Source organism: Cylindrospermum stagnale PCC 7417, from assembly GCF_000317535.1.
Taxonomy (GTDB): domain Bacteria; phylum Cyanobacteriota; class Cyanobacteriia; order Cyanobacteriales; family Nostocaceae; genus Cylindrospermum; species Cylindrospermum stagnale.
This window is the reverse complement of record NC_019757.1, coordinates 205,505-229,263: the sequence shown is the minus strand read 5'-3', so window position 1 is coordinate 229,263 and position 23,759 is coordinate 205,505. Positions and strand designations below refer to the sequence as shown.

The window sequence follows — 23,759 nt, the reverse complement described above, 5'->3', positions numbered from 1 at the left end:
TCCCAGTGACTTGATACCCCCACCAGGAGCAAAGCCAGCATGATTCCCATTCATTCCGTCACTTCGGATGATCTTCCCCAACAGATCAATAGTCTGGAAAATCGTCCAGACAAGCCAGAAGAAGCTTGCGGTGTTTTTGGTATCTACGCACCCGGAGAAGACGTTGCTAAACTGACCTACTTTGGATTGTATGCCCTCCAGCATCGGGGTCAAGAATCAGCCGGCATTGCCACCTTTGAGGGTACACAAGTACACCTGCACAAAGATATGGGCTTGGTGTCCCAAGTTTTTAATGAAACTATTTTGGCGCAATTGCCTGGTAACCTAGCTGTTGGTCATAATCGTTATTCCACTACCGGTTCTAGCCGCAAAGTTAATGCCCAACCGGCTGTAGTTGAAACCCGCTTGGGTTCGTTAGCACTTGCACACAATGGTAACTTAGTCAATACAGTGCAACTGCGGGAAGAGTTAATTCAGAGCCAAGTTAACTTAATCACGACAACAGACTCAGAAATGATTGCTTATGCGATCGCACAAGAAGTCAACGCAGGTTTAGATTGGTTAGAAGGTGCTATCCGGGCGTTTCACCGCTGCGAAGGAGCCTTTAGCTTAGTTGTAGCTACCCCCGACGGCGTCATGGGAACCCGTGACCCTAATGGCATCCGCCCCTTAGTAATTGGCATATTAGAGGGTAATCCAGTTCGTTACGTTCTTGCTTCGGAAACTTGCGGTTTAGACATTATTGGCGCTGATTACCTGCGGGACGTAGAACCAGGAGAGTTAGTTTGGATCACCGAACAAGGTTTAGCCTCCTTTCACTGGAGTCAACAGCCCCAGCGGAAATTGTGCATCTTTGAAATGATTTACTTTGCCCGTCCTGATAGCCTCATGCACAACGAGAGCTTATATAGTTACCGGATGCGGTTAGGGCGGCGAATAGCACAAGAATCACCCGTAGATGCCGATATGGTTTTTGGTGTTCCTGATTCTGGGATACCTGCTGCCATTGGATTTTCCCAAGTATCCGGTGTTCCCTATGCTGAGGGACTGATAAAAAATCGCTACGTTGGGCGAACCTTTATTCAGCCAACCCAAACCATGCGCGAGTCGGGCATTAAGATGAAACTCAACCCCCTCAAAGATGTGTTGTTCGGTAAAAGAGTGATCATTGTAGATGATTCTATTGTCCGGGGAACCACTAGCAGAAAACTGGTTAAAGCCTTGCGTGACGCCGGTGCAGCGGAAGTACATATGCGAATTTCTTCCCCCCCAGTGACTCACCCTTGCTTTTACGGCATCGATACCGATACCCAAGATCAACTAATTGCTGCCACCAAGTCAGTTGCAGAAATTGCCAAACAACTAGAAGTAGATAGCCTCGCTTATCTCAGTTGGGAAGGAATGCTAGAAGAAACCCGCGAAGACACGAATAGTTTCTGTTCTGCTTGCTTCACTGGTGATTACCCTGTAGCGATTCCTGAACAGGTGAAGCGTTCTAAGTTGATTTTAGAAAAGGTTGTGGTTTAGGTAATTCTACAATCTTGTAGGGTGGGCTGTCCCGCCCACCCCAAGATTAATAGCAGGCTTTCCCGCCTGCACCACAAGGCAAAGAAGAAAATTTGAATATGAGGTGAACATAGATTTAGAGGCTGAAGATATCCAACAGACTCTTAATTATGCTGCTGCGGTTATTAAAAATAGATGATAATAGGAATATCTAAGAACTTTACCCAAGATAACAGATATGACAATTGTTGTTTCTCTCAGCCCTGAATTAGAAGCAAGATTGCGTCAAAAAGCTGTACAGCAAGGACAAGATATTAGTTTGCTTGCGGCTGAGTTATTAACAACAATCTTAGAGTGGGAAATACAAGACTCAGAAGAGGCTGTCAAGGGCATTCAACAAGGTTTAGATGATTTTGAAGCTGGTAGATTTCGTCCATTTCATGAGTTTGCAGAGGAACAGCGGCGTAAATATAACTTGCCAGCAGATTCATGAAATACCGCATTGAAATTTCTACTATAGCTGAGGCTGATAATGCTTTTATGAGATTATCTCAAGTTACCTCACCTACAGAAGCCAGTCAATGGTATGCAGGATTACTTCAAGCAATTGAATCTCTTTCACAAAAGATGAATTACTCATGTCAAAGAAAGCCGAGAAATAGAAAAAGAAAATTCAACCTGAATACAATAAGCGAATGTAATATATTAAGCAATATCAAGTTCATAGGTTAAAATAATCAAATTCCCACACATCAATGCTTTATGAACCAGCCGACAACAGAAAGAGTGCGCTGGACAACCGCCGATTTAGAATTGTTTCCCGATAACGGGAATCGCTATGAAATTATCGACGGAGAATTATTTGTGACAAGAGCGCCTCATTGGAATCATCAAAAAGCCTGTGTCAAAACTACCACTGCTTTAGATAATTGGTCACAAATTACAGGTTTGGGAGAAGTCGTACCTGCTCCAGGTATCATTTTTGGCGATAATGATAATGTTATTCCTGATGTTGTCTGGGTTAGTAAGGAAAAATTAGCCGAACTGTTAGATGAAGCGGGACATTTGACGGCTGCACCGGAATTAGTGATAGAGGTGCTATCTTCTGGTGTTGAAAATGAAAAGCGAGATAAAGAACTTAAATTAAAGCTTTACTCATCAAGAGGAGTAAGAGAATATTGGATTATAGATTGGCGTAGACAACAGGTGGAAGTATATAGACGAGAACAAGGGATTTTAAAGTTAGCTGCCACCTTGTTCAAGGATGATGAATTGACATCACCGATTTTACCTGGATTTACTTGCGCGATCGCTTCCTTGTTCACCTAAAAGCTTAACTATGCTGCAAAAACTCAACCTTGGGTAACAAAGGGTCAGTAACAATCCCCACACCGCTAAAACCCCAGCGTTTGACCAAGTTTCCCACCTGAATACCAGGAATCGATTCTACAGCAAAGCGGTTTGCCACCTCAGCCGCGTGGGTGTTGAGATAGCTTAAGGCATCATAGTTTTCACGAAATAGCAACAGATAGCCAGATGCTTCAGCGTTGGGACGAGCTGTGAGATAACGACCATCAGATTGCGATCGCACCAGATAATAAACTTCAGACAACATGAGACCAATAACTAATTTAAATCTTCTAGGCGAATGCGAGGATCAGCAGCTTTTAGCAGCAAGTCGGCGATTAAGTTACCGACAATTAGCAGCACAGCACCCATGATCAAGCTAGCCATTAACAAATATAAATCTTGCGCTTGTAAAGCCTGTAAAGCTAATCTGCCTAAACCAGGCCAGTTAAAGTAAAATTCGGCAATGAATGCACCACTTAATAAACCAGCTAATTCAAAACCCAATAAGGTAATTAAGGGATTAATCGCGTTGCGGAGAGCATGAACATAAATCACGCGGTTTTCTGGCAATCCTTTGGCGCGAGCCGTTTGGATGTAATCTTGACGTAGAACATCGAGTAATTCGCCGCGAGTGATTCGTTGCAAACCAGCAAAACTGGTAATCGACAGCGCTATAGTCGGTAAAATCATGTGCCAGCCGATATCTAGAATTTGGCCAAACCATGACAGTTCTGTATAATTGACGCTTGTCATGCTCCCTACTGGAAACAGAGGCGTGGTAATTTGGGCAAAGACCAGCAACGCTAAGGCAGTGATGAAACTAGGTAACCCTTGTCCGGCGTAGCTAATCACCTGTAAACCGCGGTCAAATAACTTATTTTGATTGACAGCAGCGAGAATACCTAAAGGAATGGCGATCGCCCATGTGGAAATTAAAGATGCGATCGCTAAGAGCAAAGTCGCCGGTACCCGTTCCCACAACAGCGACGCAACCGAGCGCTGGTAAACAAAACTCGTGCCAAAATCCCCTTTAGTCAAAATTCGCCACAACCACAGCCCAAACTGCTCTGGCCAAGACTTATCTAACCCAAATTGCTGCTTGATTTCCGCAATTCTCTCCGGGGAAATCTTTGGGTTTTGCCGTAGCGTGTCTACATAATCCCCCGGAGCCAGTTGAATAATAAAGAACGACAACGCCGACGCTAACAACAAAGTCAGCAACGCCTGCAACAGCCGCTTCACCACATAAACAAAAGTCTCGCTTGTGACCAGCTTAATCAGCCAACCCCTGTTTGTTTCCCAAGAAATTTTCGTAGAAGTCATAGCAGTTTATCAGGTGTCAATTGGTAGGGTTAGGGTTTCCCCGCTCTTAAAGTCGTCAGTTGTCAGTCTTTCAAACCACTGACCGTTCACCACTGACCACTCACCACATTAATATTCAATTAGAGAGATTATCGGCACATCCGGCAGATATTTACGCCCTTGCAAATCCCGCAGCTCGATAATAAACCCAAACCCCACTAATTCGCAGCCAATCTTCTGTAGCAACTTTGCCGTGGCGATCGCAGTTCCACCCGTAGCGATCAGATCATCCACAATCAAAACTCGGCTACCTGGTTGTAAAGCATCCTGATGCACTTCCAAGCTGTCTGTACCATACTCTAGTTCGTATTCAATCGTGTGAACTGCTGCTGGTAACTTACCTCTTTTGCGGACAGGAATGAAACCCGCTCCTAATTGATAAGCCAGAGGTGGGCCAAAAATGAACCCCCGCGCCTCCATCCCCACGATGTAATCTGCCTGTATTCCCGATTCAACACACTTTTGTGTTAAAAAGTCAATAGTGTAGCGCAGTCCCTCTGGATCGCGCAGTAGGGTGGTAATATCCCGAAATAAAATTCCGGGTTTAGGAAAATCTGGGATGTCACGAATCAGAGACTTCAAATCCATAAAACAGGGATTGGTGATTAGGGATTGGGAATTAGGGATTGGGAATTAGGGATTAGGGATTCAGTAAAGATTTCCCAGTACCCAGTACCCAATACCTAGTACCAGATACCAGATACCTAAAAAATCGTACACTATAATGTCATACGCTGGGGATCGAAGCTCCAGATTCGCTATCCATTGACGATCATGAGAATTTAACTCAAGCTAGTGATGGAATTTTACTACTAAATAAGGAAGGTACACCTATGCTTTAAAGCCTAAATTTCAGTATACGGGAACCTTTGAGTAGAAAGACTAAGTAATGTATATATTGGGCTGCTCACGCCCCAACCACAAGCCTAACGTTCTAGTTTGGCTACCTATCTTAAATTTGTTTTGCCCAGTCTGTTGGAACCGCACAAGGTATTTTATAGAATGAATGTCTCCGCAAGTTTAACGCCGTTCAACAGTCCAACATCCCCAGCATTACCGATGATTCTGGACACCCTACCAGATCCGGCGATCGCCGGACAGGGATGTCCTCGGAGAACTAGGTTGCAAATTGACCTGATTTTACTGGCAATTGAAGCTTTAGAACTTGGTGGTTCTGAAGCCATCCTCGGTTTTGCCCAGGAGTTGGAACTGAAAGAAATTATTAAAGACAGAGTGAATTTATGGCGGATGCGTAGCTCGAACCCTCTACGCAGAGCGCATATCCGCCGCCCCTTAACCATCTTGGAAGCAAAAGCTCTGGTAGTCATTGCTTGCTACATAGCGCGGCGGTTAACGGTTGTCATCCGTCAGCTACTAATGATATATCAACAATTGTATGAAAAGCAGATTCCACCAGAACAGAATTTGCGGTTATCTAGTTACCTAGAACGGTTTAGAGCGCATTTTAAGAGCCGGATGAATGCCCGACGTTCTGGTTTATTGGCATTAAATTCTGATGAAAAATTAGATGAACTAGCTATAAATTTATTAGGACAATTACTATTCTGTACCGGTACAGCTGGAATGCAGCGGTTCTGGATTGGTCTTTTTGACGGTGAAGTAGAATGAATATCCAACGTAAGTACAGTTTACCTAATTGTACGCTGCTTTTAGAAGGGTTAAGCGATGTCACCAAGGCTGCACACTTTCAGGAACTGCGCCCGGAACTGTCTATATTGGTAAATGCAGAATGCTATTTATCTAGCTATAGTCAACCCCTAGCAGGAGGGCGGGAATTTTTTGAAAGTTTGGTGAGGGCGGTTAGTGCTTATGCCCAAGAATTTTTGAGCAACGTCCCGAATCCGCAAGCCCATAACCAGGAATCAGAACTTGTGGAGTTGCAGAAAATTAACAGCAACCGACACAGGCTGATCGTGCATTCGGAAATTGCACCAGAGGGTTTTGAGTCCAACCCTAACTATAGTAAACAGCCCCCCGTTCAAATTGACTTGAATACGGTACAGTTGTTTGATTTAGTGGAAGCAGTGGATCAGTTTTTCGCTGATACTCAAACCTTACCAGAGTTATCACTAGAACTACAAACAGTTACCAGACGCTATAGCGGCACTAGTCAAGCCTTAATCAAGCAGGCGGTACCTGCTGCTGTGGGAGTGTCGAGTCTAGCAGCAGCAGCATTCGCCTTTAGCTTGATTCCCGCTCCCCAAGTGCGTCCACCAGAGATCAAGCCAGATGAGCAGGCTAGCACTACAGCACCCAACGTCACTCCTTCTCCATCAGCTGCGGCAATCCCCACACCGACAACAGCACCCACAGAGGCGGCAATCCCCACACCGACAACAGCACCCACAGAGGCGGCAATTCCCACACCGACGATAACACCCATAGCTGCTGTAACACCTATACCGTCAACAGCACCCGCAACTGCCGCAACGCCTGTAGTTAGAGATTTAGAAGCACTTTTAACTACGGTTCCCGAAATTGCTGACCCGTCCCAGCTGCGTGCATTGAATCGCCAAGTGTATAACAAAATTCATCCAGCTTGGAATAATCGCTCAGGATTCGCACAGGATTTGGTCTATCGTTTGGGTGTGGCTGCGGATGGTGAAATCGTCGGTTATAAAGCAGTGAATCAAGGGGCGAATGAAGCAATAGGGCAAACTCCTCTGCCTAATCTCCTTTACAATCCTGCTAACCGCCCTCCTATTGCCAATGAAGCGATCGCACAATTCCGAGTAGTCTTTACTAAACAAGGTGTACTAGAAGTTAGCCCTTGGCGGGGTTACGCCAAGACACCGCAGGTGATTGGGGCAAAAATCGCAGACACCAACGTGGTCAAAGATTTAAACCAAAAGCTTTATGGTACAGTTCGCCAAAGCTGGAGTGGCACTCCCACCTTTACACGAGATTTGAAGTACCGAGTAGCGGTGAATAAAGATAGCGTCATCGCTGACTATGAGCCACTCAACCAAGTCGCCTTTGACTATTTTCGGGAAACACCCTTACCGAAGATGTTCCAAGCCATTTATGGCTCAAATGTAGCTGCCCCCAATAACAAGGACGCTCTCGCCCACTTCCAAGTGGTATTTAAGCCTAACGGCACACTGGAAGTTACCCCTTGGCAGGGATATCGGTAATGGTTAATGGGTAATTGGTAATGGGTAATTGGTAATTGGTAAAACTCTTACCCGTTACCCATTTATCTTGTGATTCTCCCCATATAATTCCCCCAAAGCTGTGCTGCTTGAGCGCTGCTGCCAGATGTGGGGGAATTATTGTCATTTCCTAGCCAAATACCAGTCACGAGTCGCCGACTAGGAATAAAGCCAATAAACCACAAGTCAACGTTGTTATTAGTCGTACCGGTTTTACCCGCTTCCCCCAGTCCAATGGCAGCACTGCGACCGGTTCCACTGGTGATCACGCCGCGCATCAAACTAGTCATCTCATTGGCAACTTCAGGTTTGAGAACTCGCTTGTTTCCATCTGGATCTTGGTCGAAGGAGTAGATGACACGGCAGGTTTTGAAATCCTTGCGATCTTTGCAATCACTGCTGTCTAGAATGCGGCTAATAGCATGGGGAGGATTCCACACGCCGCGATTACCAAGAGTGCCAAAAGCACCGGTCATTTCTAAAACATTAACTACACTTTGACCCAGCACCAAGCCAGGAACTGGATCAAGGGATGATTTTACCCCCAAACGCTTCGCCATCCTCACAACTTTATCTAGTCCGATATCCCTAGCAACTCGTAAAGCGATCGGGTTTTCTGAAAGCGCTAGCCCTGTAGCAATATCTAAACTGCCACCACCACTCCGACAGGGTCTATAGGTGAAGCCTTGCCAAGGTAAGGCGGCGCAAGAATAACTACTGGATCGCGATCTTCCCTGCTCAATCGCGGCGGTATAGGCAAAGATTTTAAAAGTGGAACCTGGTTGTCTTTGGGCTTGGACAGCACGATTGAACTGGCTTTTTTTGTAATCAGTCCCGCCCACCATCGCCAGGATACCGCCTGTGCTGGAGTCTAGGGTGACGATCGCACCTTGGGAAAAACCAAAGCTTGAGCCAGCATTGCTGACTGTATTCCGCAGCGCCGATTCTGCTTGTGCCTGAATGGCTGGATCTAGCTGAGTTTCGATAATATAGTTACCTTCATTAGCCGCTCCCTCCCCTAAAATTGATTCCAGTTCCCGAAAAACGTAACTGTAAAAATACGGGCTAATAGTTTTGGCTTGCTGTTCGCAGACTCTGGGGACAACTTTAACCGTGGAGCGTCTAGCTCGGTTGGCATCCTCTTGTTTAATTGTGCCCATCTCCAGCAGCCGCTTAATTACGCGATTGCGGTAATCCGCCGCTTCTAGCTTATTTGGACCATCCCCACAAAAATCAAAAGCGTTGGGGCCAGGTAAAATTCCCACCAAGGTTGCAGCTTCTGCCAAAGTTAATTCTTTAGCTGGCTTATCAAAGTAATATCGAGCAGCATCTTCAAAGCCAGAGGTGTCCCCCCCCAGAAAAACCCGATTTAAGTAGGTCAGCAAAATTTCATCTTTGCTGTAAAACGTTTCTAACTTCAGGGCAACAACAGCCTCTCGCAATTTGCGCCCCAGGGAGTCTTGCCTACCCACATAATCGCGGAACAAACTGCGGGCGACTTGCTGGGTAACTGTGCTAGCACCTTGTTTCGCATCACCCTTGCTATTGATTAGCAAGGCTCGCAATATTCCCAAGGGGTCAACTCCAAAGTGCCAGTAATAACGGCTATCTTCAGAAGCGATCACAGCGGCAGGTAAATAAGGACCAAAGTCTGCCAACTGCTTCATATCGATGTGAGCAGTAATCCGAGGCTCCCTTAGTGGGGTAGAGCCATCACCTGCATAAACAACCACCGGGGCGCGAGTGGCTGTTGGTAGAGGTCTGACGGAAAATTTCAGCCATTCAATGCCAATTGCTAGGGCTAACACGGCACTGACACCGCCAACACCATAAGCAGACAAAGTCGCAGCTTTTACATACCAAGCTGGTGGATCAACGTATTGCAACCGCACGGAAGCGGCCAGCTCTGGTGGCCCTAGGGTAAAGACATCCCCGTGACGCAGTTCTAGAGAACTAACCCGACGCTTGCCGCGATAAATACCATTAGTGGAGTTTTCATCTTTAATGATGAAACCAGGGGTGCGTTGCGTAGAGTCCCGCGACAGTGACAGGTGAATTTGGCTGACAACTGGGTTGCGGATCACAATATCACAGGATTTGGAACTGCGACCTAGAATATAGCGATCGCCCAACAGCGGATATATTTCCGCCTTATCCGCCCCCGCATCCTGCACCCAGAGTTCCGGTACTTTAGCATTAGGCTTGAGCGCCAGTTTGGAAAAATCAACCCTAGCTTGAATAGTATGTACTGCTTGAGTCAGTTGACCAAGTAACGTTTGTGGCTTTTGAGGGGGATGGGGGGAACTCATCGGCTATTTACATCACAGTTTATTAGTTAAAAATTGGGCAATTGCCATCTTGATGCTGGTATTTCACTATTTTAATCACAAGCCAAAAAATAAATTGGCTGTACGGAATTTTCCCGAATCAATCTTACACCTAGACCATATCTAGCGAGCAAGATTAATTTGTAATTTATTTCACTTGTTTACCTAGGAAATAATTTTTCTCCCGACTCTAGAATGCCTATTCTATCTATCATTACTAGCTTAAGAACTACAGCTAGTAAATAAACGTTAGTATTTATGAAAACTACCATTTAATCAACAAATAATTTAATTCTTACAGCATTAACATATCCACACATTATGCATCAAAGCTATACATCTTCATTTAGGAAGATTTTCTCCAATTGATTGTTTGATTTAATGGGCTGAGTGATCCGTTGACCTTGAGGTTAATTTCAGAATGAAGGGAAAATCTCTGACCCTGATTGGTACAGCCATGACTTTGGCTCTCACCACCAATGTGGCTGTAGCCCAGTCTAGTAAATCCCCTATAGAAGAATCCAGCAGCTCGTCCATTACTTCACCAACGGAAATAAAACTGTCACCAGAAGGTATGAAAATTCTGTGCGAGTATTTCCCGCTCAATTCCCGTTGTCCGGGTGGCACAGCAATTAATTCGAGTTCTCCTAGTAACACTAAGATACCAGAAGCAAAGCCTACTGAGGACAACACTAATTCTGGCAGTACAGTTGTACCAACAAATTCAACTTCACCTGAGTCTGACAATTCTGGGAACTTAAATCCAGCACCAGCAAACCCCACTTCAACAGAGTCTGGCAATCCTGGGAACTTAAATCCAGTACCAGCAAACCCCACTTCAACAGAGTCTGGTAATTCCGGCAACTTAACTCCAGCACCAGCAAGCCTCACTTTACCTAAGTCTGGTAATTCCGGCAACTTAACTCCAGCACCAGCAAGCCTCACCGAACCAGGTGCTAGTTCCCCCAGTCAATTACCCGATACAAGTTTGCCACAAACTCCTGCTCTGGGCAGTTAACTACCTTATTGGGAAGTCTCTAGCAATAACATACTCATTTAATAGGATTGAGTAGGAGTTTTATTTATCAGCAGCCTGGGGGTGATCAACCTCCAGGCTTGTTATTAGAGCGAGTAGTCAATACCCTTCAGGCAGGGTGCAGGGGAATAGGGGAACCCATAACTAAAGTTAGGGGCTTGATATAAGGATGCTATCAACAAAAGCACTGCGTGTCTCGGTTGATATCTTTAATATTTTTTCATATTTCCTTCGGGGCTAATCTCTCCCTACAGCCTTACACCTGAACCTTCGGGGCTTGGTCACGGTAATCTACGACTTCCTGTCGGTGTTTTTTGTACCGAGGCAATTAGCAGGCAAACAATGCCGATACTTATAAATGAATCAGCCACATTAAATACAGCAAAGTTAATCAGTCGGAAATCGAGAAAATCAACGACGTAGCCTAAAACAAACCGATCGATGCCATTGCCTATAGCTCCACCTAAAATTAAGCCATAGCCTAACTGATCCCAAAGACTTAACGTTGGGCCAAAGGCTGCTATGGCAATCAATACTAAACTTACTCCTAAAGATAGCCAACGCAACCACTCTACTTTCCCGCTTAACAGACTAAAAGCTGCACCAGTGTTTGTGACATAGGTAAAATGAAATATTCCCGGTATGATTGGTAGTGTCTGTCCCAAACTAAAGGTTTGCATCACCCAATATTTTGTCAGTTGGTCTAAGAAAAAAGCTATGAAGGCAGCAATCCAGAAGAATCGATTTTTTAAACGCATAGTGAATTAGTCATTAGCCATTAGTCATTAGTCATTAGTCATTAGTCATTTGACAACTGACAACCGACTAATAAAACATTAAGTGTCGTAGCACGTATGCTATTACACTGACGGCGCAGATTACAGCTAGTTGCCCTGGCAGGTCAAACCAGGAATATCTGAGGATTGCTTGCATTAAGGGCAGATTTTCTGTACCTTTCAACTGAAAAAGATAGCTGAGGATTAAATAAGCAATACCGCAGCTGTGGACAGTTAACAAACCACAAACGCAACTAAAGGTGAGAGTTTCTAGTCGAGGTCTAGCTTTAAAGGCAAAATGACCACAAATCCAAGCTCCAGGAATAAAGCCTAGGAGATAACCAAACTGTGACAGTTTAACATAACCGATACCTCCACCCTCAGAAAATACAGGTAACAAGGTTAACCCCATAACTAAATAAGCAATTTGCGAGAGCGCACCAGCATTTTTGCCTCCTAAACAACCCACCAGCAACACTGCGCCAATTTGATAGCTGACACCTAAAGAAAAGGTTTGAATTCCTTGCTGACTCCAACTCCAAGGTAAAGTGATTCCATAGGCTTCTAGGAGAGTGCCACCCATTGTCAGGAGTAAGCCAATCATGGACCAAAGTAATTGATTAGAAGCAGCAAACATTTATCAGGCAGAAGGGAAAAGGCAAAAGGGAAAACCGACAGCAACCAGTATAGGCGAATGGCGGGAAGATCAGGTTTCGGAGGGGGGTGAGATAGCTAGGCAGAAGTGTTTATCGAATCATAGCTTTGCTGTGCTTATCCTATGGTTCAAGCATATCTCTACCTAACTTCCGCCTGATGAAGATCCACGGGTAAAAATCATTCCTTGATCTCCAAGGCATTGAGATCGGCAGGGGAGAAAAAGTGGGTCAAAAAATAGGTTTTGTACATATGTATGGTAATGAATTTTACGTCTTTTTTATTACAAAATATTACGCGAGTAAGTAGAAAATTGCTTAGTCCATAGAAGAAATAAAAATTTGCTATTCATCTAAGAAAACCATAGATTTTTCTCTTTGTTAACCTCTTGTTTACCATAAGCTGCACCAATTAGGGGTATCTTAGAACCGCAAATAGAAGTTTATAAAAAAATTGACAGCAATGCTCTCACTTCTAAACGTAGTAAAAAATAATCGCTTCACAACTTCAATAACCGTATTAACACTGGGAATCAGCTTGACTGCTTGCGGTGGTTCGCCAAGCCCAGACAGTTCAGCTACCAAAGAGAGTCCTGTCCCGGCTCAAGATACTGTTGCCTCCAGCCCAACCAAACTGGATCTTGGTGGAAAAGTTACCTTAACTGGTGCTGGTGCATCTTTTCCAGCACCGCTATATGCAAGTTGGTTCATTGAGTTGAACAAAAAATATCCGAATTTGCAAGTCAACTATCAGTCAGTAGGTAGCGGTGCTGGGGTTGAGCAATTTATTAAAGGTACTGTAGACTTTGGTGCCAGCGATGTGGCAATGAAGGATGAAGAAATCCAGAAAGTACCACAGGATAAGGGCGTCATTTTGCTACCAGTAACTGCTGGGAGCATTGTGCTGGCTTACAACTTGCCAGATGTTCCCGAACTCAAGCTACCACGAGCAGTTTACATCGATATATTATTAGGCAAAATCAAGTCTTGGGACGACCCCCTAATTGCTAAGGCTAATCCTGGAGCAAAGCTGCCTAAACAGCCGATTACGGTTGTGTATCGTTCTGATGGTAGCGGCACTACTGGTGTATTTACAAAACACCTTAGCGCCATTAGCCCGGAGTGGAAGAGTAAAGTTGGCGACGGTAAAAGTGTAAAATGGGCTGTAGGAGTTGGTGCTAAGGGGAATGAAGGTGTGACCGCCCAAATCCAACAAACTCAAGGGTCTATTGGTTATGTCGAGTATACCTACGCTAAAGAAAATAAACTCAATTTTGCTGCTTTGGAAAATAAATCAGGCAGTATTGTGGTAGCTAGCGACAAGTCAGCAGCTAAAACCCTGGAAGCTGTAATTCTGCCGGATAATCTCCGCGCTTTTATTACTGATCCAGAAGGTGCAGATTCCTATCCTATTGTTACCTATACTTGGGTTCTGGCGTATAAAAAATATCCCGATGCGGCAAAAGCAAAGGCAGTGGAAGCGGCAATTGAGTACGCTTTGACTGATGGTCAGAAGTTGGCTACTGAATTGGGGTATGTGCCTCTACCGCAAAGCGTGATTGCCAAAGTGGCTGCCGCAGCTGACCAAATCAGTCCTGACTATAAAATCGCTGTTAGCAGTGGTTCTAGCGCTAGCAAGTAGTCGAGCGAGATTGATTAAGCGATCGCAATTAAAGCACCATCGCTAGATTTGTCGCTCTCTGGGTGTTTATAGGTGGGAACCCTGATTTACTGATGTCTCGGATTCACTCATCTGATGAGGCGAAATTTCCCTAAATCTGGTTCCCCCCTTACATATTTACAGCTTAAATTGTTACAGTCAGTAGTCATGACTACAAATTCTCAGAACCTGCCATCAGCGATTAAACAGCGATCGCCACTAGATAAGTCTCTAGATAGCGGCTTTATTACCCTAACTCGGATTTTTGCTTTAGCGATCGCCGCCACTTTATTATGGATTACCTTACAAGTTGCCATTGGGGCAAGTCCAGCCATCCAAAAGTTTGGCACCGACTTTCTCGTTAAGACCAGTTGGAACCCCGTTAATGATGAATATGGGGTGCTGCCACAAGTTTATGGCACTCTCATGAGTTCTTTTCTGGGTTTGCTGTTAGCTGTCCCTATTGGCGTCGGCACCGCTGTTTTACTCAGCGAGAACTTTCTGCCATCCAAGGCGCGAATCGTACTGGTATTTTTGGTAGAACTGCTGGCTGCCATTCCCAGCGTCGTCTATGGAGTATGGGGCATTTTTGTTTTGGTTCCCATCTTAACCAACTTGGGAAAATGGCTCCATAGTTCCTTTGGCTGGCTGCCAATTTTTAGCACTCCTCCCACAGGGCCGTCCATGTTATCTGCGGGAGTCATTTTAGCGATTATGACTTTGCCAATCATCACCGCTATATCCCGTGATGCCTTAATTTCTGTACCCCCCAGTTTGCGCCAAGCAGCCATCGGACTGGGTGCAACCCGTTGGGAAACTATTTTTCAAGTTATCATCCCCGCTGCCTTTTCTGGCATTGTCAGTGCGGTGATGTTGGCACTTGGTAGGGCTATGGGAGAAACAATGGCTGTAACGATGTTGATTGGCAATTCCAACAACATTAGCGCTTCACTTCTAGCACCTGCCAATACAATTTCGTCTCTACTGGCAAGTCAATTTTCCGAAGCTGGTGGTTTGCAAGTTGCAGCTTTAATGTATGCTGCTTTAGTTTTGTTTTTCTTGACACTAGCAGTCAATATTTTGGCAGAGTTTATCGTTCTCCGGGTCAAGCGACTGTAGTTATAGGTTGAATTATGTCTTCTCTTTTTCCCGAAAGCAGCCTGACTCGCTCCTCTTCTTCCCGGACAATGTTTAACACGGCAATGACCGTGGTAGCATTCATATGTGGGGCATTGGTGCTTTTGCCTTTGCTGGCAGTGCTTTCTTATGTCCTGATTCAAGGCTTTAGCAGTCTGAGTCTCAGCGTGTTTACGGAATTGCCACCAGCACCTCTACGCAAGGGAGGAGGCTTTGGTAATGCTATTTTGGGAACGCTGCTAATGGTGGGGATTGGTGCGCTGATTAGCATTCCTTTTGGTGTATTAGCAGCAATTTATTTAACAGAATTTAGCTCTAGTAAAGTAGCTAGGTGGGTGCGGTTTGCGACTAACATCCTCAGTGGAGTACCCTCAATTATTGCCGGGGTATTTGCTTATGGGATTGTAGTTTTGACATTAGTAAAACTCAACTTAGGTTCCTACTCAGCTTTTGGTGGGGGGTTTGCGCTGGCAATTTTGATGTTGCCTATTATTGTGCGAACCACGGACGAAGCTTTGCAGTTAGTATCCCAAGATTTGCGGCAAGCATCTGTGGGGTTAGGAGCGACTAACTTTCAAACGGTGACACAAGTAGTGTTACCAGCAGCTCTACCAGCAATTGTAACTGGTTCAACTTTAGCGATCGCCAGAGCATCTGGAGAAACAGCACCATTACTGTTCACTGCACTATTTTCCTCCTTCTGGCCTGAGGGCTTATTCAAACCCACAGCATCCCTGGCTGTTTTGGTTTACAACTTTGCGACTACTCCCTTTAAAAATTTGCAGTCACTAGCTTGGGCGGCGTCTCTAATTTTAGTGTTGATGGTGCTGATTACTAGTATCATCGCTCGCTGGGCAACCAGGCAAAAAGCTTAGTGGAATCTCAGAGCGCATAACCATTCCGAAAACTTAAACCAGACTATTTATGGCTACTAACATTAGTACAGAGAATGGTACCGAAACCGTTTTACGTACAGAAAATCTCAACGTTTACTACGGCAAATTTTTAGCCTTGCAGAATATTTGGCTAGACATCCCGAAAAATCAGGTAACAGCTTTCATCGGCCCTTCGGGTTGCGGTAAAAGTACGTTACTACGATGCTATAACCGCCTCAATGACCTCATAGAGTCATTTCGGGCAGAAGGCCAGATTTATTATTATGGTAAAAACTTGTATGCATCCGAGATTGATCCTGTAGAAGTACGCCGGCGTATTGGGATGGTGTTTCAAAGACCAAACCCATTTCCTAAATCAATTAAAGACAATATTGCTTTTGGTGCCAAAATCAATGGCTACAAAGGCAATATGGATGAATTGGTAGAACAGAGTTTGCGGAAAGCGGCTTTATGGGATGAAGTGAAAGACAAACTCAACCAAAGTGGTCTTTCCTTATCCGGTGGACAACAACAGCGGTTGTGTATTGCCAGAGCGATCGCCGTACAACCAGAAATTATCCTAATGGATGAGCCTTGCTCCGCCCTTGACCCCATCTCCACCTTGCGGGTTGAAGAACTGATTCACGAACTCAAAGAGCAATACACCATCGTCATCGTCACCCACAATATGCAACAAGCAGCACGGGTTTCTGATAAGACGGCCTTTTTCAATGTCAGAACTACAGAAACAGGCGGTCGTAACGGCTATTTGGTGGAGTACGACGAGACGGCAACAATTTTCAACAATCCGCAGCAGCAAGACACAAGAGATTATATCAGCGGAAGATTCGGTTAAATTCCTCCCTTAGACTGAAGTTTGCCAACGTCGAAATAATCTAGCCAACCATCAAAATTAAACCCCCATACCCTCAACGGGTGAACGGGGAAATTTTCTCAGGCAAAATTCAAAACCCCTAAATTCATTTATGGGGTTATAAACCCATTTGGGGCTAAAACCGACTTTTCTTGCTTGAAAGTCAACAAGCTAAAAGAAGTTAAATCTAATATCTATCCCTAAAATTTTACCTTCTTACTTTTGGAGAATAGATATTTTTTAAAGCGCGTGGCGGGAATCGAACCCGCATTATTAATTAGCTTGGAAGGCTATGGATTCACAAAAAAATAGACACAACGAATACCTTGCAAATAATATTAATTTTAGTTGAGTCACTATCTAATGAATAACCAAGAAGTTAAAGAGATATTTGCTAATTTTTGGAGAGCGCGTCGTCTCCTTGATTTAGCTGTAAAATTAAAAAACGAGCATACACAAGACAGTAAAAGAACCAGTCAAGATTTGCTTGGTGCTTCTGTGGTATTTCTTCATGCAACTTTAGAAGAACTTTTACGAACGGTAGCTCGTGCAAGATGGGTAGAATTAAGTAATGATGATTGAAAAAAAATAATAAAATAAACAAGTATAGTGGTCGAATTAGAAATAAAAAAGCTAAATTAACTTTGTTAGAGTTAATAGATGGAAGAGAAGAGAAAATTGAATCAATCCTCTTGAATGAAATGGAATATTTTATTGATAACGCTATACTGTTTAATTCTCTTGATGATGTGACTTCCTTTTTAAATCTTCTTCATATTTCAGTACAAGAAGATGGCGAAAAATTGAAAAAACAAGATTTGGATAATATTAATTTATTGATTCAGAAACGCCATTCAATAGCGCATAAAGCAGACTGTAGCAACTTAGAACCCGATCAAATAAAAATTTGGGGTAAGTCTTTATTAAACTTTTTCCGCTACATAGCACAAATTTTTGGCGTGAAGATAGGGGTTGACGAGAATTAAGGATACTGCCTCTTACATAGAAATGTTAAATGTTAGGAGTCCCGTTTCCTGAACGTCTCTAAGAATTATTAATTTGACGATAAAAGGTTATGAGTCCCAATGAGTTAGACAGTTTAGGATGTTGAGTATGCAACTTAGGGTGTTGAGTATGCAACATTTTTAGCTAAAATATGCAATGACAATTATATGTGCTTTATATAATACTTAATGTCAGCACTTGTATCAGTTCAACTGTCTAGTAGCTGTATTTTTGGAAAATTTACTCTTGGTGGAAAATTGGTAGATGCTATTTTCCACACCATACAAATGTACTAACTACTAACTACAAACTAGTTCACTGAGTAGTATTTACAATTGGTACAAAATTGCTAGAAAGTGAGTCAAGGGAGTTTTTCACTTTCTACCAATAAAATACTGAACCCATATACAATATGGATGTTTTTTAAAGCGGGTGGCGGGAATCGAACCCGCATTATTAGCTTGGAAGGCTAAAGTTTTACCACTAAACTACACCCGCGTAACTCCAACCGTTTTAAGTTAGCACAGTCTCGGTGAAAAATCAAGCATCTTTTTACGGCTGGCTGTCACTGATTGTGAACTCTACAAACACATTACTTAAGGAGGGCGGTGTTTTACCATCGGGGAAGCGAGCCGGCTGAAATTGCTGTTTTTGGAAAGTTTCTTTGGCGAATTCTGCCAATTTTTTCTTTTCCTGTGGTGGTAAGTCTGAACCTTGAACCTCAGCACCTATACACTTACCAATGTTATCAATTACTAAGCTAACGAGGAATACACCTTTGGGGAGATTTTGGTTAGTGTTGCCAGTTAAATCAATTTCGCCTTCGCCAGTCCTGATTGTGGGTAGAATTAAATCATCAGGAGGGCGATCGCTTCGACTCTTTTCCCTCTGTTCCTCTGGATTTAAAATTTTCCAAGCAGCTATTAGTCCTCCCCCTGTCTGAGATTCGGGAGTTTGGCTAGTCGGACTTGGTGAAGGGTTCGCAGTCGGACTTGGTGAAGGGTTCGCAGTTTGACTTGGTGAAGGGTTCGCAGTCGGACTTGGTGAAGGGTTCGCAGTTTGACTTGGTGAAGCGTTCGTAGTCGGACTTGGTGAAGGGTTCGTAGTTGGACTTGGTGAAGCGTTCGTAGTCGGACTTGCTAAACCTGATAGAGGGTCTTTTGGTAGTAGTTTTCCCTCTCCCAGTATGACTTGTTGACGGCGGTTTCCGGGGAAACTACCAACTGGATTTGTCGGTGTTGGTGTCGGTGTTGCTTCTGGTTTCGGTGTTGGTGTTGGTGTTGGTGTTGGTGTTGCTTCTGGTTTCGGTCTCGGTGTTGGTGTTGGTGTTGGTGTTGGTGTGAGCCTCGGTTCTGGTACGAATATAGATGTCGGTGTCGGTTCTGGAGCAAGTGTTGCTGTCAGCTTAGGCTGGGTTGTCGGTGGTTTTGGCGAAACTTTTGTGGCTATTGATGTGGATTTGGCTATTGGTTTTGCTGATGGAGAAATATCTACAAAGTCAATGGCGATTGAGCCAGGCGATACTTGAGGAAACCAGGGTTTAAACTCATTAGATGAGCGCATTAGCCAAAACCCCAGCAAGTGCAGGGAAACTGAACTTATAGCTACAGTAATCCACAAAAGAGGTGGATCTGTATGTCTCCTCCAGGCTTTGGTGGGAATTAGAGTTTTATCCGTAACCGATGGTGCCATATTAAAAAATTTGAAGCAAGAAACCCACCAGTATAAACCTCCGACTTTTAGCGGCTAGCCATTAGCTCTGGTGAAACAGAGAAAGTTAGAACTGTTTCATCTATTCCTTTGAGTTCTAGAGGACTACCTTTAGTAATTTCTTCTTCCTGCAAATAATCGGCTACAGCAGCAGAAACCAGAATGGTACCGGGAAGAGCAGCAGATTGTAGTCTGGCGGCAATATTCACACTTGGTCCGATGGCGGTGTAGTCGGCGCGTTCAGCGCTGCCAAACATCCCCACAACAGCTGTGCCTTGGTGGATACCGCAGCGAAACTGTACGCCATTGCGTCTGTCGGAATCAAAAATACCTTGGTCATGCCAGCGCTGGTTCAACTGAGCTAGCGAGCGGTGCATTGCTCTGGCTGTACTAATAGCACGGCGCACCTGCTCATTTGGTGTTAGTTCTTCTGGCGCTCCATATAAAGCTAAAATAGCGTCTCCCATAAATTTATCTACAGTGCCGCCATTGTCAAAGACAACTTTGGACATAGCTTCTAAATATTCATTTAGCAATTCTGCGACTCTTCGAGAGCGGAGGGTATTTGATAGCTGAGTAAAACCGACAATGTCACTAAACAAAACTGTAACCAAGCGCGGTTCCGGTCGCAAATCTAGAGTCAAAGTCCCTGCGGCGGCTTTTTTTACCAATGCAGGCGGTAAAAAGCGCTTGAGTACCGATTCTGTGAGATAAGTGTTTAACTCCAAAACTCGGCGTTCGTTTTCCTTTAAGGCTAAAAGATTCCGCACCTCTGCCAAAAGTTCCCGGTCATTAAATGGTTTAGCTAAATAAGCATCAGCGCCATGTTCTGTACTTTCAATGCGGGTTTCCTCATCAACTTTGGCTGTGAGTAGAATGATCGGTGTGCCTCTCAATTTCTCCTCGCTGCGGATCATCCGAATCATCTCTAGTCCTGTCACCAAGGGCATCATTAAGTCAGTGACAATTAAGCTGGGTGCAATTTCCTTGGCTATACCGTACCCCTCATAACCGTTACGAGCCGTCTGCACTTGATAGCCACTGCGGCGGAGTATATCAGCTACATAGCCTCGGAGATCTGGGTTATCGTCTACGACTAAAAGTAGGTGTCCATTTCCTAGGGGAACAAGACTTTGCCCGCTGGAGTTCTGAGTGTCAGTACTAGGTGATAAATTTCCGCTAATACCTTCAAAGTTATCTGTGGTTGACTCTACTTGTTCTAAATCAGCCAATTCGACCCTAGCGCGGCTGGTGTTTATTTGTTCAGGAGTTTCTAGTACTTGCTCGGTGGGTAAGTGAGCTGTGCCAGTGACTAGCAATAAGGTAAAGGTGGTACCTTGTCCATAAACTGATTCCACAGTGACTTGACCACCGTGCATTTCCACCAATTCTTTGACTAAGGCTAAACCCAAACCACTGCCTTCATAGGAGCGATTTTCGGAGCCTTCAGCTTGGCGGAAGCGCTCAAATAGGTGGGGAATTTGTTCTTGAACAATGCCAATGCCTGTGTCTTCTACTTGTAAGATGCAACATCCATCTCCTGGTTGCAGTCTGACAGTGATCGTGCCCCCTTCGGGAGTAAATTTCATCGCATTTGACAGCAGGTTGTAAACAACTTTGTCAAATTTTTCTATATCCAAGTACACTGTTGGGCATTCAACCAACACTGTAGCGAGATGCAGTTCCTTTTTCTCACAGTAAGGGCGAAACGATTCGACAATTTGGTTGACAAATTCGACTAAATCACAGGGACGGAAACTAGGCTGCATTTTCCCGGCATCTAGGCGTTGTAAATCTAGTAGTTGATTTACTAATCGCAGCAGACGGCGGGAATTGCGGAGGGCGATCGCACTTTGGGAATAAGATAATCCCTCACCAATCGCCACCGCTGACTCTAAAGGACCTTGAATCAAGGTGATCGGAGTCCGAAATTCATGGGAGATATTTTGGAAAAATTCAGTTTTTTGTTTGTCTAGTACTAATAAGCGTTCTGCTTGCTCGCGAGTTTTATGGTATAAGCGGGACTGCTGAACGGCGATCGCGGCTTGTGCTGCTACTGCCAACGCCAGTTCAATATCCGATGCCAGCCACCGTCGCACTTTACTCCCTTCTCGCAGGGTGATGCTGCCGATACATTTGCCATCAGCCACTAGGGGAACAACCATCAGCGATCGCGCGGAGTGAAGTGCCGTAAGTCCTGCGGACAGGCTATGCCAACGTTGAGCATCTACGTAAGCATTTGGCGATTGCCCTGGCACATTCAAGGGTAAATCAAAACCCTGAACGAATGCCGGAGAATTGCTGACATCCGCAATTACCACAGGTTCCAGTGTTCGCAAAATTTCTTGCAGTATCGGATTTTCCTGAATTGGGGCTTGCGAGTGAGGCAATTGCAGTAGCTCAAGGCGATGATTGCTATTTAAGTGATTGTCCTGACTTGACTCTAGAGATTGAGAACTATCATACAAACCTACACACTGAACAAATTCATCATCTTCTGTCCACAAAGACAGGGCACAGCCATCAACTTGTAAAGCTTGTCCCAGTTGTTGAGTTATAGCCGCAAATATATCTTGAGGGTCTAGGCTAGAGCGAATCGCACTAGTAATCGTATTAATCAGAGCTTCTCGCTTGGCCAAAGCACGTACTTGCTCGTAAGCATAAGCCTGAGACAAAGCTAGAGCTGCCTGATCCGCTACCATTAACACCAGTTGCACCTCCTCCTCCGCCCAGAGGCGTTGTTGGGAGCACTGGTGTAGCGCCAGCACTGCCATCAGTTCTTGCTGGCAAATCAGCGGCACAATTAAGCTGGAGCAAATATTAGCAGCAGCAAAAGCTGCGGCACGTTGGTCAGAGATGCGATCGTCACCAACCACATCGGCAATTACCTGCACTTCACGGGTTTCCCACACCGTTTGAGCTAATAGGGCGGATGGGGAACCAGAAGAAGCAATACTGCTGCTATCGCCTGAAACCTCTGCTTCACCTTCACTAGCCGTTTTCAGGTAAATAAATCCCGCCTCCGACAACTGCTCATCATGTACGGGACGCAACAGACAGACATCCGCCACCAACATATGGCCCACCGTGTCCACAATTGCTTGCAAAATTTGCCGATAGTCTAAGGCACTGCGAATCGTATTGGTGACAGTATTCAGCAGCGATTCCTGACGGAGTGTACGGGTGAGTTCGCGGGTGCGGGCTTTGAGAACATTGTGGGTGTCTAAAGCTTGGCGTACCACGGCTTTGAGTTCCTCTGACTCCCACGGTTTAGTTACATATTTGAATACCTTACCAGCGTTAATTGCTTCCACCAAGTCTTCGACATCGGTGTAGCCAGTTAAAATAATCCGGATAATATCTGGATATTGAGTTGCTGTCAAACTCAAAAATTCTGTACCGCTCATCATCGGCATCCGCTGATCGGAGATGATCACAGAGACCTCCCCCTCTTGGGAGAGCAGTTCCAGTGCCGCAGGACCAGAGGTTGCCCTCAGCACCTTATAGTCGCGATAGAAAGTGCGGTAAAGCAAGTCAAGGTTGTCTGGTTCGTCGTCGACAACCAAAATTTTAGGCTTACTGTTTGCTTGAGATTTCATGCACCGCTTTCCTGCTGCAAAGGCAGTCGGATAAAGAATAATCTGATCTCTTAGAGATATTTCTGAATCAGGTAAGAGCAGAGCATTTTGACCAAGAAGACTGTCTGGCTACATGACTGCTGAATGTAGGAGCGTTTACTCACAGTAACCGATCTCAATGGCTCGTACCGATTGCCCCTGGCTCTGGTGCAGCGCAATTGGTTTCATGTAATTTTTAGTGTAAAAAAGTTGAAGTTGACTTGCCAAATCTGCCCTCACCTCTGCCGATAACTTTCTCATACTACATACAGTGCTCCTATCTGGCTGAAAAATCCACCCGTTGCCGCTTATTAAGTTTGCCCGTTGTAGAAGTTGTACTAACACTTGCAGGTCAATTTTATTTATTGTGGTCATGGTAGAGTCAGAAATATTACAACAATAAGATTTAAAGGCAAAGTATACTATCTATTAGACAAATACCTCTTTCCCATTTAGAAATCAGAAATAATACTCAGACAAGTGGCACTGGATATTAAATTGGGGATTGAGCATTGGGTGGCTTTGCAGATTCTTCTCCTAGTATCCAGCACCCAGTACCCATACAACCAGTCCCCTTGATCAAATAGCAGCCAAGAAGCCAGTAGCTGCTGCCAGGGGTGATTGGAAACCAGAGTCGCCTTTTGGTTTGCTGGGCCAACAATTAGACAGGTTCTGCTACGCTTGTAGGTACTCACCCA

The 23,759-nt window shown here is 44.7% G+C and carries 21 protein-coding genes and 1 tRNA gene; 13 read left to right on the top strand and 9 right to left on the bottom strand.

From position 1 onward, the window contains the following. Positions 1 to 39 precede the first annotated feature (39 nt). The 4 genes from purF to CYLST_RS01020 all read left to right on the top strand — a co-directional run bounded on the left by purF (position 40) and on the right by CYLST_RS01020 (position 2,835). The gene (purF, locus tag CYLST_RS01035) at positions 40 to 1,527 is read left to right on the top strand and encodes an amidophosphoribosyltransferase (RefSeq protein WP_015205851.1); all 1,488 of its coding nucleotides are present in this window, start codon (positions 40 to 42) and stop codon (positions 1,525 to 1,527) included. Positions 1,528 to 1,744: 217 nt separating this feature from the next. Continuing rightward, the gene (locus tag CYLST_RS01030; protein ID WP_015205850.1) at positions 1,745 to 1,999 is read left to right on the top strand and encodes a hypothetical protein; all 255 of its coding nucleotides are present in this window, start codon (positions 1,745 to 1,747) and stop codon (positions 1,997 to 1,999) included. Then, positions 1,996 to 2,238 carry a hypothetical protein gene (locus CYLST_RS35665; protein ID WP_015205849.1) on the top strand — a complete coding sequence of 81 codons (243 nt, stop codon included), beginning with the start codon at positions 1,996 to 1,998 and terminating at the stop codon, positions 2,236 to 2,238. The genes CYLST_RS01030 and CYLST_RS35665 overlap by 4 nt, the downstream gene beginning before the upstream one ends. A gap of 30 nt (positions 2,239 to 2,268) precedes the next feature. Next, positions 2,269 to 2,835, top strand: coding sequence for a Uma2 family endonuclease (locus CYLST_RS01020; RefSeq protein WP_015205848.1), 567 nt, complete (start codon positions 2,269 to 2,271; stop codon positions 2,833 to 2,835). Between the two features lie 4 nt (positions 2,836 to 2,839). On the opposite strand, the gene CYLST_RS01015 is transcribed toward CYLST_RS01020, so the two are convergent. From CYLST_RS01015 to CYLST_RS01005, 3 genes are all read right to left on the bottom strand, one after another. Further along, complete coding sequence (locus CYLST_RS01015; RefSeq protein ID WP_015205847.1) at positions 2,840 to 3,121, bottom strand: hypothetical protein; 282 nt, start codon at positions 3,119 to 3,121, stop codon at positions 2,840 to 2,842. Positions 3,122 to 3,132: 11 nt separating this feature from the next. Beyond that, positions 3,133 to 4,179, bottom strand: a complete 1,047-nt coding sequence (locus CYLST_RS01010; protein WP_015205846.1) for an ABC transporter permease — start codon at positions 4,177 to 4,179, stop codon at positions 3,133 to 3,135. Positions 4,180 to 4,287: 108 nt separating this feature from the next. Beyond that, positions 4,288 to 4,806, bottom strand: a complete 519-nt coding sequence (locus CYLST_RS01005; protein ID WP_015205845.1) for an adenine phosphoribosyltransferase — start codon at positions 4,804 to 4,806, stop codon at positions 4,288 to 4,290. A gap of 414 nt (positions 4,807 to 5,220) precedes the next feature. Between CYLST_RS01005 and CYLST_RS01000 the strand changes: the two genes are divergently transcribed. Together CYLST_RS01000 and CYLST_RS00995 are read left to right on the top strand one after the other, a co-directional pair. Beyond that, entirely contained in the window at positions 5,221 to 5,847 is a 627-nt protein-coding gene (locus CYLST_RS01000; RefSeq protein WP_015205844.1) for a DUF3038 domain-containing protein, read from the top strand. After that, a complete protein-coding gene (locus CYLST_RS00995) occupies positions 5,844 to 7,373 on the top strand; it encodes a DUF4335 domain-containing protein (protein WP_015205843.1) in 1,530 nt (509 codons plus the stop codon). The genes CYLST_RS01000 and CYLST_RS00995 overlap by 4 nt, the downstream gene beginning before the upstream one ends. A 62-nt stretch (positions 7,374 to 7,435) precedes the next feature. On the opposite strand, the gene CYLST_RS00990 is transcribed toward CYLST_RS00995, so the two are convergent. Continuing rightward, positions 7,436 to 9,700, bottom strand: coding sequence for a transglycosylase domain-containing protein (locus CYLST_RS00990; RefSeq protein ID WP_015205842.1), 2,265 nt, complete (start codon positions 9,698 to 9,700; stop codon positions 7,436 to 7,438). 439 nt (positions 9,701 to 10,139) lie between these two features. Between CYLST_RS00990 and CYLST_RS32935 the strand changes: the two genes are divergently transcribed. Beyond that, entirely contained in the window at positions 10,140 to 10,736 is a 597-nt protein-coding gene (locus CYLST_RS32935; RefSeq protein WP_085960561.1) for a hypothetical protein, read from the top strand. 299 nt (positions 10,737 to 11,035) lie between these two features. Here the strand turns inward: CYLST_RS32935 and lspA are convergent, their stop codons facing one another. After that, entirely contained in the window at positions 11,036 to 11,512 is a 477-nt protein-coding gene (gene lspA, locus CYLST_RS00980) for a signal peptidase II (RefSeq protein WP_015205840.1), read from the bottom strand. Between the two features lie 67 nt (positions 11,513 to 11,579). Next, the gene (locus CYLST_RS00975) at positions 11,580 to 12,167 is read right to left on the bottom strand and encodes a biotin transporter BioY (RefSeq protein ID WP_015205839.1); all 588 of its coding nucleotides are present in this window, start codon (positions 12,165 to 12,167) and stop codon (positions 11,580 to 11,582) included. A 479-nt stretch (positions 12,168 to 12,646) separates the two neighbouring features. Here CYLST_RS00975 and pstS point away from each other — a divergent pair, with 479 nt between their 5' ends. The 6 genes from pstS to CYLST_RS00945 all read left to right on the top strand — a co-directional run bounded on the left by pstS (position 12,647) and on the right by CYLST_RS00945 (position 17,715). After that, on the top strand, positions 12,647 to 13,825 hold the full coding sequence (pstS, locus tag CYLST_RS00970; RefSeq protein WP_015205838.1) for a phosphate ABC transporter substrate-binding protein PstS: 1,179 nt from the start codon (positions 12,647 to 12,649) through the stop codon (positions 13,823 to 13,825). A 186-nt stretch (positions 13,826 to 14,011) separates the two neighbouring features. Continuing rightward, positions 14,012 to 14,962, top strand: a complete 951-nt coding sequence (pstC, locus tag CYLST_RS00965; RefSeq protein ID WP_041232908.1) for a phosphate ABC transporter permease subunit PstC — start codon at positions 14,012 to 14,014, stop codon at positions 14,960 to 14,962. 14 nt (positions 14,963 to 14,976) lie between these two features. Further along, a complete protein-coding gene (gene pstA / locus CYLST_RS00960; RefSeq protein ID WP_015205836.1) occupies positions 14,977 to 15,855 on the top strand; it encodes a phosphate ABC transporter permease PstA in 879 nt (292 codons plus the stop codon). 49 nt (positions 15,856 to 15,904) lie between these two features. Then, complete coding sequence (pstB, locus tag CYLST_RS00955) at positions 15,905 to 16,711, top strand: phosphate ABC transporter ATP-binding protein PstB (RefSeq protein WP_015205835.1); 807 nt, start codon at positions 15,905 to 15,907, stop codon at positions 16,709 to 16,711. Positions 16,712 to 17,092: 381 nt separating this feature from the next. After that, entirely contained in the window at positions 17,093 to 17,311 is a 219-nt protein-coding gene (locus tag CYLST_RS00950; protein WP_015205834.1) for a hypothetical protein, read from the top strand. Continuing rightward, positions 17,308 to 17,715, top strand: a complete 408-nt coding sequence (locus tag CYLST_RS00945) for a hypothetical protein (protein WP_015205833.1) — start codon at positions 17,308 to 17,310, stop codon at positions 17,713 to 17,715. The genes CYLST_RS00950 and CYLST_RS00945 overlap by 4 nt, the downstream gene beginning before the upstream one ends. A gap of 446 nt (positions 17,716 to 18,161) precedes the next feature. On the opposite strand, the gene CYLST_RS00940 is transcribed toward CYLST_RS00945, so the two are convergent. The 3 genes from CYLST_RS00940 to CYLST_RS00930 all read right to left on the bottom strand — a co-directional run bounded on the left by CYLST_RS00940 (position 18,162) and on the right by CYLST_RS00930 (position 23,043). Beyond that, positions 18,162 to 18,232, bottom strand: a tRNA-Gly gene (locus tag CYLST_RS00940). Positions 18,233 to 18,286: 54 nt separating this feature from the next. Beyond that, positions 18,287 to 19,426 (bottom strand): hypothetical protein, encoded by a 1,140-nt coding sequence (locus tag CYLST_RS00935; RefSeq protein ID WP_015205832.1) that lies wholly within the window; start codon positions 19,424 to 19,426, stop codon positions 18,287 to 18,289. 47 nt (positions 19,427 to 19,473) lie between these two features. Next, a complete protein-coding gene (locus tag CYLST_RS00930) occupies positions 19,474 to 23,043 on the bottom strand; it encodes a response regulator (protein ID WP_015205831.1) in 3,570 nt (1,189 codons plus the stop codon). Positions 23,044 to 23,759 lie beyond the last annotated feature (716 nt).

What these genes read in the sequence shown, in the direction of transcription:
- purF (WP_015205851.1), top strand. Translation starts at nt 40, where the DNA reads ATGATTCCCATTCATTCCGTCACTTCGGATGATCTTCCCCAACAGATC.
- CYLST_RS01030 (WP_015205850.1), top strand. Translation starts at nt 1,745, where the DNA reads ATGACAATTGTTGTTTCTCTCAGCCCTGAATTAGAAGCAAGATTGCGT.
- CYLST_RS35665 (WP_015205849.1), top strand. Translation starts at nt 1,996, where the DNA reads ATGAAATACCGCATTGAAATTTCTACTATAGCTGAGGCTGATAATGCT.
- CYLST_RS01020 (WP_015205848.1), top strand. Translation starts at nt 2,269, where the DNA reads ATGAACCAGCCGACAACAGAAAGAGTGCGCTGGACAACCGCCGATTTA.
- CYLST_RS01015 (WP_015205847.1), bottom strand. Translation starts at nt 3,121, where the DNA reads ATGTTGTCTGAAGTTTATTATCTGGTGCGATCGCAATCTGATGGTCGT.
- CYLST_RS01010 (WP_015205846.1), bottom strand. Translation starts at nt 4,179, where the DNA reads ATGACTTCTACGAAAATTTCTTGGGAAACAAACAGGGGTTGGCTGATT.
- CYLST_RS01005 (WP_015205845.1), bottom strand. Translation starts at nt 4,806, where the DNA reads ATGGATTTGAAGTCTCTGATTCGTGACATCCCAGATTTTCCTAAACCC.
- CYLST_RS01000 (WP_015205844.1), top strand. Translation starts at nt 5,221, where the DNA reads ATGAATGTCTCCGCAAGTTTAACGCCGTTCAACAGTCCAACATCCCCA.
- CYLST_RS00995 (WP_015205843.1), top strand. Translation starts at nt 5,844, where the DNA reads ATGAATATCCAACGTAAGTACAGTTTACCTAATTGTACGCTGCTTTTA.
- CYLST_RS00990 (WP_015205842.1), bottom strand. Translation starts at nt 9,700, where the DNA reads ATGAGTTCCCCCCATCCCCCTCAAAAGCCACAAACGTTACTTGGTCAA.
- CYLST_RS32935 (WP_085960561.1), top strand. Translation starts at nt 10,140, where the DNA reads ATGAAGGGAAAATCTCTGACCCTGATTGGTACAGCCATGACTTTGGCT.
- lspA (WP_015205840.1), bottom strand. Translation starts at nt 11,512, where the DNA reads ATGCGTTTAAAAAATCGATTCTTCTGGATTGCTGCCTTCATAGCTTTT.
- CYLST_RS00975 (WP_015205839.1), bottom strand. Translation starts at nt 12,167, where the DNA reads ATGTTTGCTGCTTCTAATCAATTACTTTGGTCCATGATTGGCTTACTC.
- pstS (WP_015205838.1), top strand. Translation starts at nt 12,647, where the DNA reads ATGCTCTCACTTCTAAACGTAGTAAAAAATAATCGCTTCACAACTTCA.
- pstC (WP_041232908.1), top strand. Translation starts at nt 14,012, where the DNA reads ATGACTACAAATTCTCAGAACCTGCCATCAGCGATTAAACAGCGATCG.
- pstA (WP_015205836.1), top strand. Translation starts at nt 14,977, where the DNA reads ATGTCTTCTCTTTTTCCCGAAAGCAGCCTGACTCGCTCCTCTTCTTCC.
- pstB (WP_015205835.1), top strand. Translation starts at nt 15,905, where the DNA reads ATGGCTACTAACATTAGTACAGAGAATGGTACCGAAACCGTTTTACGT.
- CYLST_RS00950 (WP_015205834.1), top strand. Translation starts at nt 17,093, where the DNA reads ATGAATAACCAAGAAGTTAAAGAGATATTTGCTAATTTTTGGAGAGCG.
- CYLST_RS00935 (WP_015205832.1), bottom strand. Translation starts at nt 19,426, where the DNA reads ATGGCACCATCGGTTACGGATAAAACTCTAATTCCCACCAAAGCCTGG.
- CYLST_RS00930 (WP_015205831.1), bottom strand. Translation starts at nt 23,043, where the DNA reads ATGAAATCTCAAGCAAACAGTAAGCCTAAAATTTTGGTTGTCGACGAC.